The organism is uncultured Agrobacterium sp. (genome assembly GCA_913777615.1).
Taxonomy (GTDB): domain Bacteria; phylum Pseudomonadota; class Alphaproteobacteria; order Rhizobiales; family Rhizobiaceae; genus Agrobacterium.
This window is the reverse complement of record CAJYTK010000020.1, coordinates 114,570-129,737: the sequence shown is the minus strand read 5'-3', so window position 1 is coordinate 129,737 and position 15,168 is coordinate 114,570. Positions and strand designations below refer to the sequence as shown.

Below are 15,168 nucleotides of genomic sequence, written 5' to 3'. Positions count from 1 at the left end.
TTGCGCAGTCTGACATCCACCGATCTCGTCGCAATCGTGCAAGGGATGCCGCAGCCCTATCTGATCCTCGATCCCGATCTCGTTATCGTTGCTGCCAGCAATGCCTATCTGGCACTGGCGGACCGCACGCTCGATGATATCGTCGGTCGCTCCATTCTCGAGGCGTTTCCGGAAAATCCCGATGCCGCCGGAACCGTCGAGCAAGGTCCGCTGGAAGTGTCCCTCCGCCATGTGCTTGCAACCGGAAAGCCGCATGAGATGGCGGTTATTCAGTACGATATTCCGCAGCCGGGTGGTGGTTTCTTGCAGAAGTTCTGGACACCTGTCCACACGCCCGTCCCCGGGCCTGACGGAAAGACGGCATTCATCATCCAGAATCCGATGGACGTCACGAAAAGCGTTCTGAAGGCGCGCGAGGCCGATGCCCGTCTGCGCGTCGCCCTCCATGCCGCCGACCTCGCGTCCTGGGAATACGAACCGGAGACAGACCTCTGGCGCCGCAGTGGCGCTGTCGATGTGATGTTCGGTTTCGAGCCGGGGGAGGGTGGACCGGTGGCCGCCCCGTTCTTTGCAAAGATGCATCCAGAGGATCTGGTGCGTGTTCGTGAGGCCCTCGCCTCGACCATCGCCTCACCCGACCATACCGTGACGAATTTCGACTATCGCATTGTCGATTCAGGCACTGTGCGGCACGTTTCCTCGCGCGGCGAAGTCTTAAGAACATCGACGGGCAAGGTGAGGATGATCGGCGTCCTGATGGACGTGACGGCAGACCGCGAGCGCGAGGCGGCACTGTCTGCGGCGCTCGAAGAGAAGAGCGAACTCGTCGCTCAAAAGGATCTCCTGCTGGCCGAGGTGAACCACCGCGTCAAGAACAGCCTGCAACTGGTTATCAGCACCTTGCGCCTTCAGGCGCGCCGCCTGGAGGAGCCTGCGGTTGCCCAAGCTTTCGATCGGGCAATCTCGCGCGTGCGCGCGATCATCTCCGTGCATGAAGGTCTCTACCGCGATCAGAACTCGCTGTCGGTGAACATGGCAGAGCATCTCGACAAGCTTTGCAGAGACATGAACCTTGCTGGGGGAGCCGAGATCGAAGTCGATGTCGATGATATCGCCCTTCCCACGGAGCGCGCGATCCCGGTTTCGGTGATTGTCAGCGAACTGGTGCATGATTTGCCGCGTGACCGTTCGAGCAGCGGTCCGATTCAGGTGAGCTTGAAACGCAATTCGCCTGATGAGTGCGTGCTCAGCATCACTGGCTATGAAAGTGCATCATCCAGTGAGTTGTCGGAACGCCTGACCGCCAGCATGGCAAGCCAGATAGACGGCACGATCTCGCGCCCGGATGGCCGTGGCCCGTGGACGATAACATTCCCGGCGGGGGCACGTTGATGCCGCTGCGTGTGATGATCGTCGAGGATGAGATGCTTCTGGCGTTGGACCTGGAGGACATGCTGATCGACGCCGGCCACACCGTCGTCGGGCAGGCATCCGACATGGTGCAGGCAATTGCGCTTGCCGAAAAGGTCGATGGAGCCGTCGACGTCGCCATCATGGATGTCAATCTTGCGCGCGGAACGAACGGTGTGGAGACAGCCGCAGTGCTGCGCGACCGTTTCGACGTGCCATCTCTCTTTGTCAGCGCCAACCTGGATGAGCGAACCCGCGCGCAGGCGCAGGCGTCCAGGCCGTTAGGGTTCGTCGGTAAGCCTTACTCCGAGCGGGAAGTGTTGTCTTCTCTCGTGAAGCTTCTGAACTGACGAAAGCGTTGGTGGTTGGCCGCGAGTTCACCGGAGCGTTTATGAAAGGCCAACCGAGAGCGATCTGAGGGCGGACGACAGGTAGCGTTCCGTCAGTTCGAAATTCTTCGCCTTCGCCAGTTCGATCGCAGCGCCGATATGCGTTTCGAGGCCCATGGCGTCCAAACTCGCGTCGACCTCCCTTTCAACAAGCACGACGCCAGAATAGATCGAGGGCACGCCGTCGGCATCCTTTGCGCAGGATCCCATGCTCAGAAGTGATTTCACCTTTCCACCTGCGCAATAGATCCGATAGGCCGAAACGAGCGGTGGGCCGCCCAGAATGACATCATGGATACGCTCGGCCAGACGCGGCCGGTCCTCCTCGACAATCTTCTCGAGGATTGCTTCCACCGGAATACCCTTCGCCAGTTCGTCTTGATCGATCTCGTAGATTTGCGCGAAAGCCCCATCGGCGGTCAGCAGGTTCGTTGACAAGGACCAGGAATAAAATCCCCCGCCTTCCAAAAGGTTCTTGATCAAGCCTCTTTGCATCGAGCCCATGGCGCCCCTCCATTCCCCATCGGCCATTTAAACCACGAGATCGGCTTCGCCAATGGCCTGCACCGACTGGTCGTTGGAAGTTGCCCATGTTCGGTCGATCACATCTGTGTGTTAGCATGTTCTAAATCACGATCGATAAAAGGTTACCGAAGCTGAACGCTGTGCTATTCTTGGTTGGGACATGTATCGAGTATCAGATCAGCCATGACGAAAGAACCTGTGAAAGGTCCAGCCTCCTATTTCCCGTCCATCGAAGCCAAGTACGGCCGACCGATCGCAGAGTGGAAAGAACTCATTCGCAGTCAGAGCGGCAAGAAGCACATGGAGCTGGTTGCCTGGCTGAAGCAGGAGCATGGCTTGGGCCACGGGCACGCCAATGCTCTCGTTGCGGATACGTTAAAGGAGTGAAGACGACGTCGTCCGATTGAGATGGCGTCGGAACAAGCCACGTGGTTTTGATCTTTTCGTGCGAAAGCATGTCTCTACTGCAAAACCGCAGCACACCTGTGTGCGACATGCTTGAGGACCAAGGTCATACCCCTACCACTTAGGTAACCAGTATCCGTGCGCAGAACAGGAAAGATCAAGCCATGGCGCGAAAGAACAGGGACGAGCTGGAATCATGGGACGAGCCGACGCCAGAGCCGGTGATCTGCCCATTGTGCGAGCGCGTCATTCCGGATGACCAGCAAGTCCAGCATCATCTTGTTCCCAAGAGCAAGGGCGGAAAGAAGACCGTGTGCCTTCACCGGGTCTGCCACGATCAGATCCATTCGATCTTCACCGACGCCCAACTTGCCAAGAAATTCTCGACGATCGAGGCGATTCTGGAAGACCCTGCGGTGCAGACCTTTGTTACGTGGGTGAAAAACAAGCCGCCGGGCTTTGCGGACTCCGCCAAAGACGCGCGGCAGTCATTCGGCCGTGGGCGCAAATCCTAAGCGGCGAGGTTTCTGCGGAAACAAATGTGCGGTCGCCAGGCGCGCGTTCAGCGAAGCTTTCAGACAGACTGATCGAATAGATCCGCTTCGGCCTGGCTGGAGAAGGTGAAGGTCACCAACTCGCTGTCATCGCTCTGGCGCAGGCCGATGGCCGTAACGATCAGCCGGGCGATTTCGTCCTGCGCTTCGCTGCCTGAGCGGGTTGAAGCCACTGCCTTTTCGATGGCTGGTGCGAAGACTTCGCTGATGACGCCGAGGCGCATGTTGTAGCGCATGATGATATCCCGGTCCTCGATGATCGCGGCCTGTTCTTCCTTCGGGATCCCGGCATTGTCCATGGCGGTGATCGTCGCATTGGTCGCGAGCCTGATCGGGCCTTCTGCCAGCCAGCGATCGACCATCTGATCGAACTGGTGCATGCGCTGCGCGGGAATAGTCTTCTGTACCGTGATCGACATCTTAGTTCCTTTGTTCGGGTCCATGCCTGCAGCGTGCTTGCCTGGTGGGAGAGCGGTTGCAGCCAGCGCCGAGACCTTTTCTCGAGCAGGCTTTATGGGGTCAGGCGGCAGGCTTCAACGTTTTTCTGCCTCCACCCAGATTGATCGGGACGGGAGATGCCCAAGGACGATGATGGTTTGCCCGCGCATGGTTTGTCGCGCCGCACTCACCCAAGGCCCATGCATTGTCGGACGCGCGTCCCAGGGCGTCAACGGCAATCCCGTGCCTCGTCATAGGTCTTCGCCGCCGCATCGATCTTTTCACCATTGGTCGCCGCCCAGGCGCAGAGCGCCTCGAATGGCTCGCGCAGGGAATGGCCGAGCGGCGTGATGGCGTACTCCACGCCAATCGGCTGGGTAGGCAGAACTGTGCGCGTCACGAGGCCGTTGCGCTCCAGCCTCTTCAAGGCGTCTGCCAGTGCCTTGTGGGTGATACCATCCAGACGTCGCTTGATCTCGTTGAAGCGCGATGGTTTTGGGCAGATCACCGTCAGGATCAGGATCGTCCATTTGTCGGCGATCTTGTCCAGCACAGGGCGCACCTTCGGCATATCGCAGAGCGCCTGCCGAGAGAGGGTTTCCAGGTCGGTATACTCGTCCATATCTAGGCTATTCCAGGTGCGTAATTGATATCAGATATCCACCGTATATCATGGCCGGGTCATTGATTGAAAGGAATTACGATGGCTCGCATGAACAACAAGGTAGCTCTGGTCGTGGGCGGCGCGAAGGGCATAGGTCTTTCCATTGCGGAGCGACTGGCTGGCGAAGGCGCCAAGGTCTTCCTCACAAGCCGCAAAGGCGAAGAGGCTGAAAAGGCAGCCCACAACATCGGCAGCGGCGCGGTGGGCATTGCCGCCGACGCAAGCTCGCCGGAGGATATGCGCGCTGCTGTCGAAACCGTGCGCAAAGCCCATGGCCATATCGACGCGCTGGTCCTGAATGCCGGTCTTTCAGAGCCGTCGCTTATCGCCGAGATCACGCCGGAGCATTTCGACCGCCACTTCGATGTCAATGTCCGGGGGATGGTGTTCGGCTTCCAGGCCGCTCTTCCTGCAATGACGGATGGTGGTTCGGTGGTCCTCATCGGGTCCATTGCCGGGAGCGCAGGCTATGCCGGTTACGGCACCTATTGCGCAACCAAAGCTTCCGTTCGCTCCTATGCTCGCACATGGACGGCGGAACTTGCGCCCAAAGGCATCCGCGTCAACGTCGTCGCACCCGGCCCGACGGATACGGATATGATGGCGGCTGTTGCCGACGATGTGCGCGCAGCCATCGTCGCGCCAATCCCCATGGGCCGCATGGCCAAACCCTCGGAAGTGGCTGCGGCCGCTCTGTTCCTGTTGAGCGACGAGGCAAGCTATATCGCGGGTGCCGAACTCTGCGTCGATGGTGGGTTGCTGCAGGTGTAAGGGGAATGGAAGGCGGTGCCCGAACTCGATGGGTCGGGCACCTTAGACGTGGCTCGTGATACACCATCTCACCATGGCGAAAGGTCACACGCTGTGATGAGCAGTCACGATCACCAACTCAAACTTATGGCACAAGATGGTGGTTAGGGTTAGCCGTCAGGTTGTCGTGCGGACTGGATGGGAGGGGACTGGTTGCCTCCGGCTCGCCATTGCGAGGATCAAGGCTCCGCTCAAACCGGACACGAGCGATCCCATCAAAATCCCGATCTTGACGTGATCTTGAACGGCTGGATCGTTGAACGCCAGCAGACCGATGAACAGAGACATCGTGAACCCGATGCCACACAGAAGCGCCGTGCCGGCCACCTGTCCCCAGCTCGCCTGGGCTGGCAGTTGCGCCAGGCCAAGCTTCACAAGCACTGCGACGACGCCAAGCACGCCGATGAGCTTGCCGAAGAACAGGCCACCGGCAACGCCCATGGTCAGCGGCTCGGTAAAGACCGACAGGCTCAGACCCGAAAGGGAAACGCCTGCATTGGCGAAGCCGAAGATTGGCACGATGATGAAGGCAACAGGCTTGTGCAGCGCATGCTCTAGGCGATGAAGCGGCGACTCGTCCGGCGTCGCTTCCGGTGTGCCGGGCGTCAACTTGAGCGGGATCGTCAGCGCCAGCATCACGCCAGCCAGTGTTGCGTGAACGCCGGACGCAAAGACGAGCACCCAAAGCACGGCGCCAAGGACGAGATAGGGCCACAGCACCTTTACCTTCATCCTGTTGAAGATGAAGAGATTGCCCCAAACGAGAGCGGCGCCGATAAGAGCGACCAGGTTCAGGTCTGCCGTGTAGAACAGAGCGATGACAATGACCGCACCAAGATCGTCGATGATGGCGAGGGCTGCAAGAAAGATCTTCAGCGAGGTCGGGACGCGCGATCCGAACAGGGAGAGCACGCCAAGGGCAAAAGCGATGTCCGTCGCTGTCGGTATGGCCCATCCCTGCAAGGCGGCTGGATTGTCGCGGTTCAGCAGGACGTAGAAGAGTGCCGGAAATATCATGCCGCCTGCTGCGGCAGCACCTGGCAGCACCCTGCGGCTCCAGCTGGAGAGTTGTCCGTCAAGCATCTCGCGCTTGATTTCAAGCCCGACCAGGACGAAGAACACCGCCATCAGGGCGTCATTGATCCAATGCTGGAGGCTCAGCGGTCCGATATAGACGTGGAGGATATGGAAGTAGGCTTCTGCCATCGGGGAATTGGCCGTGATGATGGCAAGAAGTGCGACGGCCATGAGTACGAGGCCACCCGAGGCCCCGTTGTCGAGAAACTTGCGAAGTGTGGAATTGATGCGACCTGGATTTGATGTCGAAGACACAGGCTCACCCTCCCTTTGTTGGAAGTTGATCTTAGTCTCCGTCGATTTCGGGGGAACCCGCAGCGCACGCAGCACGCGCTGTCGGGTTTAAATTTAACCTATCCTGATCGCTTTTTCCACCAAAACCGGTCCCGCGCGCACCCGGGTGGCGCATTTTCTCCAGTTGAGCAGGTTTCAGCGCTGCGTGATTTCTTCCTTGCCACGTCCGGCAAACCAGTTGGCGAGTAGCGCTCCGGATATGTTGTGCCAGACGCTGAAAATGGCGCTCGGCACGGCGGCAAGCGGCGAGAAGTAAGCCGTAGCGAGCGCTGCACCGAGACCGGAATTTTGCATGCCGACCTCGATTGCGATGGCCTTGCGTTTGGCAAGCGTCAGGCCGCAGGCCTTTGCTGCGAAGAAGCCGAGCAGATAACCGAGACCGTTGTGCAGGATGACGACGGCGAAGATCATCAGGCCGGATTGGACGATCGACGCCTTGGAGGCGCCCACGACGGCGGAGACGATCAAGACGATGCCGATGACGCTGACGAGCGGCAGAGCAGGGACGGCGGCCTTGACGAAGCTTGGCAAAAGCTTCTGCAGCAGTGCGCCGAGCGCCAGCGGAACAAGCACGACCTTGATGATGCTCATGAACATTGCCCAGCCATCGACGGGAAGATACTGGCTTGCAAACATCCAGACAAGAAACGGCGTGATGATGGGAGCGGCAAGCGTCGTCACGGACGTGCAGGCCACGGAGAGCGCGACGTCACCCTTGGACAGATAGGTCATGACGTTGGAGGACGTACCACCGGGGCAGCATCCCACCAGGATCACGCCTGCCGCCACTTCCGGCGGCATCGGAATGAGCTTTGTCAGCAGAACAGCCAGAAGCGGCATGATCAGGAATTGGCCAAGAACGCCGATCGTCACATCGAAGGGACGCTTCACCACCTCGCGGAAGTCATCCAGCGAAAGGGTAAGACCCATGCCGAACATGATGATGGACAGCAATGTCACGATCCACGGACCGATCTGCTTGAACGTATCGGGGAAAAAGAAGCCGAGGACTGCAAACAGCACCACCCAGGCCGCGAATGTTTTGCCAACGAATGTCGATATTTGCGCCAACGCCTTCATGATCTGTCCCTCCAAAGAAATGCTAGCGGGACGTCTAGATGCGTCAGCTTGACTGTCAAGGTCACTTTGGCTGGGTTGTTGCATGTTTGCTAATATTGCGGATGTTCTGTTCGATGGGGTTGGTAGACGCGTAGAGTTTAGGTGACGATGTCTGCGGGGCCGCAATGCGCGGTCATCATCCTCTCGCTATCCCCGTACAGAGAAGTATGTGCTGCGGGGCGCTCTGAACTCCTATGACCAATTGATCCTAGCAAAAAGAGCGATCAAGGCCTCGTCTTGGTGAGCCGAATTTGGTCCCCCTCTGCCTTGCTTTCATTGCCCCATTCTAGATGCCGGTAGAAGCCAGCAGCGCGGCTCTCCGCAGCCGTTTCAAGCCATATCTCACGGTGGTGGCGAAACAACTCCTCCTCAGCAGCATGAACAAGCTCAGCGCCAAGCCCCATCCCTTCGTATGAAGGAAGAACGAAGGCAGCGAAGAGCGACGCTTCTGCAGTATCGATCATAGAGAAGGCGACGACTTGATCGTCCACGATTGCAACCCAGGCACAGGGCGCAGAGGAAATCATCTCGGCAATGGACGCTTCAGTGATGCCGAGACCGGCGAGCTGCTGGCGGCTGAGGTGGTTCTCACGAACGGAGGTGCGGATATGAAACAGCGCCGGGACATCGGCAGGATTGGCGGGTCTAATCTTCATATTCATGTGCTCCCGCATGGTTGAAGTGTTCGTTTTGATAAAAACGCTTCATGCTGACAAGGCCGCAATTGTGACGCTGAAAGGGTTGGCGTAGGATTGGAGATCATCTGGGGGATGTCCATGCCAAAATTGGCCCGGTTTGTAGCGTTCTCGAGTGGCGTGTTTGCGACGGTTCTCATCATCTTGTTGAGAACATATGCTGCAGCCGCCGAGGATCCTGGTGATCGGCCAATGAACTTTATCCTCGTTTCAGATGGTGATTGCAGCGACACATGCGTCCAGTGGGTTTCGGCGGAGGGAGCGATCACGCATGCCACACCCACGCGGTTTGCCGCTTTTCTGGCGACCCTGAAGAACCGCAAACTTCCCATCGTCATCCAGTCTGTCGGAGGTGACGTCGACGCCGCTCTGGCCATTGGCCAGATGTTACGTAACCGCAAGCTTGACCACGGCTATCGGACGCACCCAGTTGAACGATTGTCCAATGCTTGATCCGCGGTGCAAGGAGAAAATGGTTAAGGGTGGCTGGTCCTCTGGCACAGTGCGCAGCGGCGGGGCCTATTGCTTTTCTGCTTGTCCTTTTGTCGTTGCAGGGGGCGTAAAACGTGCGGCATCGCCTAACACATCGATCGGTCTCCACCAAATCACCAACGGCACGAAAGACCAAAACTACGGAGGTGTGAGCAGACGCAATCTCGATGCCATCTCCACCCGCAAGGACGACCGCATCGAAGAGAAGTTGGGTACGTATCTCGATGCTATGGGTGTTCGATCCAAAGACGTTTTCGCGATGATGGGACTGGCCACGCCGGATGGTCTTTACAGCGTGCTGGATGAGGAAGCGCTTAAAACTGGATTGATTACCAAGGTCTACTCTCTTGAGGAGGAGCCAGGGTTCGCTTTCACGCCCAAGGTATCTAAAACGCCCATAATGAAGTCGAAGCCAAAGGGATAGCCTTTCGCTGTATTGATACAAGGCACTAGCTGCCAACCTCCGGTCTGCGCTAGACGCGTGCTTATCGTCGCAGGTGGCGGAAAGTTTGTGCTGCTCTTGAAAGGGAATGACGTTACGGCGCAGGCAGAGTGCACAGACAGGTTACTCCAGCAACGGTCTCGACTGCGGGCCGCGATCTGGTCAGGGCGGTCAGGCCAGCAGGACATGGTTGGCTCATGTCCCGCAAGGCCTCACGCCTGCAACGACGCTCCCAGCAACGCCAGTCCCATCAACAGCACCACCAACGCCCCGGCAATCTCGATCCCGTTGGCGATCCTTGGGGCGCGGCGGCTGCCGGTTCCGGCGTAGCGGATGGCGGCGTCCTTGGCGGTGACGGCGAGGATGGCGAGGAGTGAGACGGTGATGGCGGTGCCGATGGACATGGCGAGCACCGAGAGCATGCCGCCGAGCAGCAGGCCGTTCAGCATGGAAAAGCTCATGACGATGATGGCGCCGGAGCAGGGGCGTAAGCCCACCGCCACAATGGCCGACCAGGCTTCGGTGAGGCTGAAGGTGCGGGACTGGAAGAGCAAGGGGTCGGGCGCATGCGCCTTGCCGCAGGCATCGCAGAGATCGCCGCTGCCGCTTTGGGCGTGATCGGCAAAGACCGGCTGGCCCTGGAAGCGCAAGCCGCTGCCCATGCCGGTGCGGCGGGGTGCTGAGCTTGCGGGTTCTCCGAAGCTGGTCGTTCCGTTTTCGGCTGCCTTGAACGAGAGCGCGGGGCTAGCGGACAGGCTGGCGCTTGCGACAGGTGAGGCCGATGACGATGCGGCAAGCGCCGGTGCGGGCGTTTGCGGGGATGCGAGCGCGTGATGATCAGAGCGCCGATGCAGCATGCTCCAGATCTTGCGCGCCAAGAGCCAGGCGCCGAAGAGCGCGACCATGGCGAAGCTGGCAATTTCCATCGCCTGCGTCGCCTTGGTCATGGTGATGGAGGTGCCACGCAGCACGAAATAGGCCGCGACGACGAGGAGGATGGCAACCGCGCCTTGAATCAGCGCCGAGACGAAGGAGATCAGGATGCCGCGTTTCAGCTGCGTCTCGTTGGCGATCATGTAGGAGGAAATGACCGCCTTGCCGTGGCCTGGGCCAGCCGCGTGGAACACGCCATAGGCAAAGGAGAGGCCGATCAGCGAGGTCAGCGCCCATGGGTCTTCGCGCATGGCTTTCAGCGCGCCGGTCAGCGCGCGGTAGAAGCTCTGCTGGTGGACGTTGATCCACTGGAAGAAGGGTGCCAGCGGCCCGCCGACGGAAATGGAGGGTTCGGCCGAGCCGATGCCGAGCGGCGATTGGGCGTGGGCGACGCTGAGCGAGGCGAACAGAAGGGTGAGGGTGGTCAGCGCGAGGAGAAGCTTGCTTCCCTCATTCCTGTGCTTATCACAGGAATCCAGTCGTCGCGCGTCTGCGCGGCGGGAGGAGTCTTGCCGACCCAACGACCTCTCCGGCGTCATGGTCGGCCCCCAGGTCACTTCCGAGGGTGACCTGACCATCCATGAGCCGTTGAAAACATGGATCCTCGGGTCAAGCCCGAGGATGACCCAAAGCGAGCGTTTCAGGGTAATCATCAATCCCTCAGCCTGCCGGGCTCCCTGTGGTGAAACGCCATCCTCTAGCATTGCAGTTCCAGTCTTGTCGCAAAGAGCTTGGTCATGTCGGTGCCGGTCGGGTCGTTGAAGAAGGCGTCGGTCAGGCTGCTTTGGTTCTGGGCGATGATTTCATCCGGGTCCGGGCGCACCACCTTGTGCTTGCAGGCGGCCAGATGCGGACCCTTCACCACGATGTCGGTGTCCTTGGCAAAATCGATGGCCGTATACATGGTCGGGTCCCAGGCGCCGAAGGAGAGCTTGCCCTTCACCGGCAGCGGGTTTTTCGGCTTAACGGAGAAGAACATCAGGATCTGGCCGTCCTTGTAATCCACATGGATGACGTCCGGCTTGTTGAAGTCGATGTTCTTTCCGTTGACCGCGATGAAGGTGTAGTAGGAATATTCCGCCAGCGATTCATGCACCGTGTTGCCGATTTCGGCGAGCTCTTCCTTGTCGAGCTTGGCGTCGCTGTTCTTGTCGTAGTCCAGGACCACGCTTGCGGAAAACATCTCGTCGAAGCGCCAGATGTTGCGCACTTCCTGCACATTGCCATCCGCGCCTTCGATGATTTCCATGCGCGCTTCGGCAAAGATATGCGGATGGGCGAAAGCGTTAAGCGGCGCAAGACAGGCAGCGGCGCAGGCGGCCATTGGTAGAATGAGTTTTTTCATGGGCCGCGTTTTATCCTCGGGCGAATCTGCGGTTACTCTATAACAAATTAGGTCTGAATTTCGGCGGAGCGCCGATCAACCGTTCTTTCGGAACCAGTTGGAGAGATAATCGACGAAGCTGCGCACCTTGGCGGGCAGGTAGCGCCGGTGCGGATAGACGGCGTAAATGCCGCGATCGCGGGAAATATACTCATCGAAAAGCGTCACCAGTTCGCCCGACTGGATATGCGGGCGGGCGATGAAATCCGGCACGATGGCAACGCCGAGCCCAGAGCGTGCGGCGCGCAGCGTCGCCTGCGGGCTGTTGACTTCGATCGGTCCTCGCGTCGCAACCGAATTGGTGCCGCCGCCGGGCTCGAAATAACGGATGTGATTCTGGAAGCGGGAATTGGTGTCGATGATGCAGGGCACTTTTCCGAGATCCTGCGGGGTTTCCAATGGTCCGTGGCGGTTGACGAAATCCGGTGTCGCCACCGCGTGAACGCGGAAATCCGACAGCTTGCGGGCAATGAGGCCCGAATCCTCCAGCTTGGTGATACGGATGGCCAGATCGAAGCCCTCCTCGATTAGATCGACGAAGCGGTCGTCGGCGACGATCTCCATGGAAAGCTCCGGATTCTCGCGGGCGAAATCGATGAGGCTCTGGCCGACATCGGCGTCGATGAAGGTGCGCGGTACGGAAAGGCGAAGCTTGCCCTTCAGATCGGAATTCTTCTCGCGCACCAGGTCGGCGAGATTGTCGATCTCTTTCAGAATATCAGAGGCGGTGCGGTAATAGGTATGGCCGGCTTCCGTCAGCGAAAACTGCCGCGTGGTGCGGTTCAGCAGCAGCGCGCCGAGATCGTCTTCCAGCTCGCGCACATATTTGGACAGCAGCGCCTTGGAGCGTCCGGTCTTGCGCGCGGCGGCGGAGAAACCTTCCGCCTCGACCACGTCGATAAAGGCGCGAATGCGGGTCAGCGTATCCATCCAAAAACTCCTGTTTGTTCCATATAATTGAACGATCGGGACGGACTGTCCAATAACAAAATAGCTGCCGAAAAAATTCGCGATGTGGTGAAAAATTCCTCTTGATTATGACGGCGAATATTCTTATCTCCCGGTCTGCCCAAAGTCGCACGTGCCCATGTGTGTCCGCCGACCCTCGATGTGGTGAGGAGTTCGGTAAGGTACCTGGAATTAACCCCTCCAGTCGCTGTTCCGGCCAACCGGATATGCGAGGACATACGAAGCAACGACGGTGCGGGCCTTTCTGGTTCTCTGCCGGCTTTCCATCAGCCGGGGTACTGAAGAGGCACACCATCATTGCCGTAAGTGCGGTTGGGTATGATTCCCTCCAATCCCATGGCAGACAAAGCCGAATAATGCTCCTGGCAGGGCGTTGTTCACATTTGCGCCTTGAGCGTATGCAAATGAATCTGCGCCTCCACCGGCTGATTCGTCTTGCATATCTCGAGCGTTCTTTGTCCTCCGGAATTTTCCGGAGCCGGATCAAGTTAGGGAACACAACGATGACGACTGCTCGCATCCTCGACTTCATCAATACCCGCCGCCCCGAAGGTCCCTGCCTTGTGGTCGATCTCGACGTCGTGCGCGATAATTTCCACGCGTTCCGTCACGCCCTGCCGAACAGCGCGATCTATTACGCCGTCAAGGCAAACCCGGCTCCTGAAATTCTGAAGCTGCTCGCTTCCATGGGCTCCAACTTCGATTGCGCCTCCGTGGCTGAAATCCAGATGGCGCTCGATGCCGGTGCGACCTCCGACCGCATCTCCTTCGGCAACACCATCAAGAAGGAACGCGATGTTGCACGCGCTCACGCGCTCGGCATCGATCTCTTCGCCGTGGACAGCCATGAGGAAGTCGAGAAGGTTGCCCGCGCAGCCCCAGGTGCCCGCGTATTCTGCCGCGTTCTGACCGATGGCGAAGGTGCCGAATGGCCGCTGTCTCGCAAGTTCGGCTGCGTGCCGCAGATGGCTGTCGACGTTCTGGTCTATGCACACCAGCTGGGCCTCGAATCCTACGGCGTGTCCTTCCATGTCGGTTCGCAGATGATGAACCTCGACGCATGGGATGCAGCCGTTGGCGATGCCAAGCGCGTTTTCGCCTCTCTTGCCAAGCAGGGCATCCACCTGCAGATGGTCAATATGGGCGGCGGTTTCCCGACCAAGTATCTTCGCGACGTTCCCGCCGCTGAAGAATACGGCCAGGCAATCGACACGGCGCTGCGCAAGCACTTCGGCAACCAGATCCCGAAGACCATCATCGAGCCGGGCCGCGGCATGGTTGGCAATGCGGGGGTGATCAAGGCGGAAGTCGTTCTCGTCTCGCGCAAGTCCGACAATGACAACCATCGCTGGGTGTTCCTCGACATCGGCAAGTTCGGCGGTCTGGCCGAAACCATGGACGAAGCCATTCGTTACCCCATCCGCACCACGCGCGATGAGGACACGATGGAGCCTTGCGTTCTGGCCGGTCCGACCTGCGATAGCGCCGATGTGCTCTACGAGAAGAACATGTACCCGCTGCCGGTCTCGCTGACCATCGGCGACGAAGTTCTGATCGAAGGAACGGGCGCCTACACGACCACCTATTCGGCGGTCGCTTTCAACGGCTTCGAGCCTTTGAAGGCCTATGTGATCTAAACCCGTCTCAGGGTTTTTACTGATCCAAAGCAATGTGATCTGCGCGAGACGCCGCCCGTTGGGGCGGGTGGCGTTCTCCCGGATCTTCCCGTTCCGGCCCGGCTGACGCCCGGGCTTGGCGCAAACCCTGCTTGCCAAGCCCTCTGTCCAGCCGAGGGAAAGCTTGCGGCGCGCGCCGGGCCGGAACGGTTCAATCCTTGTCGTTGCAGGTTTTGATCAAAAACGGGCGCGACATGTTTCTTCGCAGGTGCCGCTTTCGTGGGCGGCTTGGTAACGGGAGGCCGGGATGGCCGCTGTTCTCAATTCGGTTCGTGCATTCTTCACGCCGCAGACATTCTTCATCGATACCGAAAACGCCGGCGACATCGTCGCGCGCGAAAACCTGCTGGACCGCGCCATGGGTCCCGGCCGCCGCCGCAAGTCTTCCGAGAAGCTGCGCGCCGGTCGTGTGCCTGCCGAAGGTCTGGCGCTGGTTGCCCGTGATGAGGATGGCCATGTCATCGGCACCGTGCGCCTGTGGAACGTCGAGGCGGGCGTGACCCGCGAAGGCCGCCCGGTTGCCGCCCTGCTGCTCGGACCGCTCGCCGTCGATGCCGCGCATGAGGGCAAGGGTATCGGCTCGGGGCTGATGCGCGCGGCAATCGCTGAAGCTGCCCGCCGCGGCCACGGCGCAATCCTGCTTGTCGGTGACGCGCCGTACTACGAACGCTTCGGCTTCTTCGCGAACAAGACCCAGCACCTCGTCATGCCTGGCCCCTTCGAGCGCAACCGCTTTCTGGCGCTGGAACTGAAGGCGGGTTGGCTGGATGGTGCCGCTGGCATGCTGGTGGCGAGCGGTCGTCGCTTTTCCTGATGGACAAGCAGTCTTTTGGGTCTGCCATGTAACTCTGTGAACCAAGAGAGCCGTTCCCGGTATGGGGGCGGCTCTTCT

General features: G+C 59.3%; 18 protein-coding genes. 9 read left to right on the top strand and 9 right to left on the bottom strand.

The annotated features are described in order from the left end of the window. Entirely contained in the window at positions 1–1,392 is a 1,392-nt protein-coding gene (locus tag QZ862_RS18165) for a histidine kinase dimerization/phosphoacceptor domain -containing protein (RefSeq protein WP_296101257.1), read from the top strand. Beyond that, positions 1,359–1,760, top strand: a complete 402-nt coding sequence (locus QZ862_RS18160) for a response regulator (protein WP_296078484.1) — start codon at positions 1,359–1,361, stop codon at positions 1,758–1,760. Before QZ862_RS18165 ends, QZ862_RS18160 begins: the two co-directional genes overlap by 34 nt. Before the next feature lie 39 nt (positions 1,761–1,799). On the opposite strand, the gene QZ862_RS18155 is transcribed toward QZ862_RS18160, so the two are convergent. Beyond that, positions 1,800–2,303, bottom strand: a complete 504-nt coding sequence (locus QZ862_RS18155) for a PAS domain-containing protein (protein WP_296101256.1) — start codon at positions 2,301–2,303, stop codon at positions 1,800–1,802. Between the two features lie 204 nt (positions 2,304–2,507). Between QZ862_RS18155 and QZ862_RS18150 the strand changes: the two genes are divergently transcribed. Together QZ862_RS18150 and QZ862_RS18145 are read left to right on the top strand one after the other, a co-directional pair. Then, a complete protein-coding gene (locus QZ862_RS18150) occupies positions 2,508–2,711 on the top strand; it encodes a DUF4287 domain-containing protein (RefSeq protein WP_296014400.1) in 204 nt (67 codons plus the stop codon). A 182-nt stretch (positions 2,712–2,893) separates the two neighbouring features. Next, positions 2,894–3,244 carry an HNH endonuclease gene (locus QZ862_RS18145; protein WP_296101254.1) on the top strand — a complete coding sequence of 117 codons (351 nt, stop codon included), beginning with the start codon at positions 2,894–2,896 and terminating at the stop codon, positions 3,242–3,244. Between the two features lie 59 nt (positions 3,245–3,303). Here QZ862_RS18145 and QZ862_RS18140 read toward each other — a convergent pair whose 3' ends face one another. Both QZ862_RS18140 and QZ862_RS18135 read right to left on the bottom strand, forming a co-directional pair. Then, on the bottom strand, positions 3,304–3,702 hold the full coding sequence (locus QZ862_RS18140; protein WP_296084431.1) for a hypothetical protein: 399 nt from the start codon (positions 3,700–3,702) through the stop codon (positions 3,304–3,306). Between the two features lie 248 nt (positions 3,703–3,950). Then, complete coding sequence (locus tag QZ862_RS18135; protein WP_296038829.1) at positions 3,951–4,343, bottom strand: helix-turn-helix domain-containing protein; 393 nt, start codon at positions 4,341–4,343, stop codon at positions 3,951–3,953. 81 nt (positions 4,344–4,424) lie between these two features. Here QZ862_RS18135 and QZ862_RS18130 point away from each other — a divergent pair, with 81 nt between their 5' ends. Further along, positions 4,425–5,156, top strand: coding sequence for an SDR family oxidoreductase (locus QZ862_RS18130; RefSeq protein ID WP_296014395.1), 732 nt, complete (start codon positions 4,425–4,427; stop codon positions 5,154–5,156). A 156-nt stretch (positions 5,157–5,312) separates the two neighbouring features. Here QZ862_RS18130 and nhaA read toward each other — a convergent pair whose 3' ends face one another. The 3 genes from nhaA to QZ862_RS18115 all read right to left on the bottom strand — a co-directional run bounded on the left by nhaA (position 5,313) and on the right by QZ862_RS18115 (position 8,341). Then, positions 5,313–6,527, bottom strand: a complete 1,215-nt coding sequence (gene nhaA, locus QZ862_RS18125) for a Na+/H+ antiporter NhaA (protein ID WP_296101253.1) — start codon at positions 6,525–6,527, stop codon at positions 5,313–5,315. A 174-nt stretch (positions 6,528–6,701) separates the two neighbouring features. Next, positions 6,702–7,646 (bottom strand): bile acid:sodium symporter family protein, encoded by a 945-nt coding sequence (locus tag QZ862_RS18120; RefSeq protein ID WP_296101252.1) that lies wholly within the window; start codon positions 7,644–7,646, stop codon positions 6,702–6,704. A 263-nt stretch (positions 7,647–7,909) separates the two neighbouring features. Continuing rightward, complete coding sequence (locus tag QZ862_RS18115; protein WP_296101251.1) at positions 7,910–8,341, bottom strand: GNAT family N-acetyltransferase; 432 nt, start codon at positions 8,339–8,341, stop codon at positions 7,910–7,912. Between the two features lie 231 nt (positions 8,342–8,572). On the opposite strand from QZ862_RS18115, the gene QZ862_RS18110 reads away from it, so the two are divergent. Together QZ862_RS18110 and QZ862_RS18105 are read left to right on the top strand one after the other, a co-directional pair. Next, positions 8,573–8,833 carry a hypothetical protein gene (locus tag QZ862_RS18110; protein WP_296101250.1) on the top strand — a complete coding sequence of 87 codons (261 nt, stop codon included), beginning with the start codon at positions 8,573–8,575 and terminating at the stop codon, positions 8,831–8,833. After that, on the top strand, positions 8,826–9,296 hold the full coding sequence (locus tag QZ862_RS18105) for a hypothetical protein (protein ID WP_296101249.1): 471 nt from the start codon (positions 8,826–8,828) through the stop codon (positions 9,294–9,296). The genes QZ862_RS18110 and QZ862_RS18105 overlap by 8 nt, the downstream gene beginning before the upstream one ends. 230 nt (positions 9,297–9,526) lie before the next feature. On the opposite strand, the gene QZ862_RS18100 is transcribed toward QZ862_RS18105, so the two are convergent. The 3 genes from QZ862_RS18100 to QZ862_RS18090 all read right to left on the bottom strand — a co-directional run bounded on the left by QZ862_RS18100 (position 9,527) and on the right by QZ862_RS18090 (position 12,561). Beyond that, positions 9,527–10,951, bottom strand: a complete 1,425-nt coding sequence (locus tag QZ862_RS18100) for a nickel/cobalt transporter (RefSeq protein WP_296101248.1) — start codon at positions 10,949–10,951, stop codon at positions 9,527–9,529. Next, the gene (locus QZ862_RS18095) at positions 10,945–11,592 is read right to left on the bottom strand and encodes a DUF1007 family protein (protein WP_296101247.1); all 648 of its coding nucleotides are present in this window, start codon (positions 11,590–11,592) and stop codon (positions 10,945–10,947) included. The genes QZ862_RS18100 and QZ862_RS18095 overlap by 7 nt, the downstream gene beginning before the upstream one ends. 75 nt (positions 11,593–11,667) lie before the next feature. Continuing rightward, positions 11,668–12,561, bottom strand: coding sequence for a LysR family transcriptional regulator (locus tag QZ862_RS18090; RefSeq protein WP_296080937.1), 894 nt, complete (start codon positions 12,559–12,561; stop codon positions 11,668–11,670). A 542-nt stretch (positions 12,562–13,103) separates the two neighbouring features. Between QZ862_RS18090 and odc2 the strand changes: the two genes are divergently transcribed. Then, complete coding sequence (gene odc2 / locus QZ862_RS18085) at positions 13,104–14,237, top strand: ornithine/lysine decarboxylase (RefSeq protein WP_113180914.1); 1,134 nt, start codon at positions 13,104–13,106, stop codon at positions 14,235–14,237. 286 nt (positions 14,238–14,523) lie between these two features. Continuing rightward, entirely contained in the window at positions 14,524–15,090 is a 567-nt protein-coding gene (locus QZ862_RS18080; RefSeq protein ID WP_296101246.1) for an N-acetyltransferase, read from the top strand. Positions 15,091–15,168: the final 78 nt, after the last annotated feature.

Bases quoted from the DNA above. Each gene is read 5' to 3' on its own strand.
- QZ862_RS18110 (WP_296101250.1), top strand. From the start codon at position 8,573: ATGAACTTTATCCTCGTTTCAGATGGTGATTGCAGCGACACATGCGTC.
- QZ862_RS18130 (WP_296014395.1), top strand. From the start codon at position 4,425: ATGGCTCGCATGAACAACAAGGTAGCTCTGGTCGTGGGCGGCGCGAAG.
- QZ862_RS18095 (WP_296101247.1), bottom strand. From the start codon at position 11,592: ATGAAAAAACTCATTCTACCAATGGCCGCCTGCGCCGCTGCCTGTCTT.
- QZ862_RS18105 (WP_296101249.1), top strand. From the start codon at position 8,826: ATGCTTGATCCGCGGTGCAAGGAGAAAATGGTTAAGGGTGGCTGGTCC.
- QZ862_RS18145 (WP_296101254.1), top strand. From the start codon at position 2,894: ATGGCGCGAAAGAACAGGGACGAGCTGGAATCATGGGACGAGCCGACG.
- QZ862_RS18135 (WP_296038829.1), bottom strand. From the start codon at position 4,343: ATGGACGAGTATACCGACCTGGAAACCCTCTCTCGGCAGGCGCTCTGC.
- QZ862_RS18155 (WP_296101256.1), bottom strand. From the start codon at position 2,303: ATGGGCTCGATGCAAAGAGGCTTGATCAAGAACCTTTTGGAAGGCGGG.
- QZ862_RS18090 (WP_296080937.1), bottom strand. From the start codon at position 12,561: ATGGATACGCTGACCCGCATTCGCGCCTTTATCGACGTGGTCGAGGCG.
- QZ862_RS18100 (WP_296101248.1), bottom strand. From the start codon at position 10,951: ATGCTAGAGGATGGCGTTTCACCACAGGGAGCCCGGCAGGCTGAGGGA.
- QZ862_RS18150 (WP_296014400.1), top strand. From the start codon at position 2,508: ATGACGAAAGAACCTGTGAAAGGTCCAGCCTCCTATTTCCCGTCCATC.
- QZ862_RS18080 (WP_296101246.1), top strand. From the start codon at position 14,524: ATGGCCGCTGTTCTCAATTCGGTTCGTGCATTCTTCACGCCGCAGACA.
- QZ862_RS18140 (WP_296084431.1), bottom strand. From the start codon at position 3,702: ATGTCGATCACGGTACAGAAGACTATTCCCGCGCAGCGCATGCACCAG.
- QZ862_RS18120 (WP_296101252.1), bottom strand. From the start codon at position 7,646: ATGAAGGCGTTGGCGCAAATATCGACATTCGTTGGCAAAACATTCGCG.
- QZ862_RS18115 (WP_296101251.1), bottom strand. From the start codon at position 8,341: ATGAAGATTAGACCCGCCAATCCTGCCGATGTCCCGGCGCTGTTTCAT.
- odc2 (WP_113180914.1), top strand. From the start codon at position 13,104: ATGACGACTGCTCGCATCCTCGACTTCATCAATACCCGCCGCCCCGAA.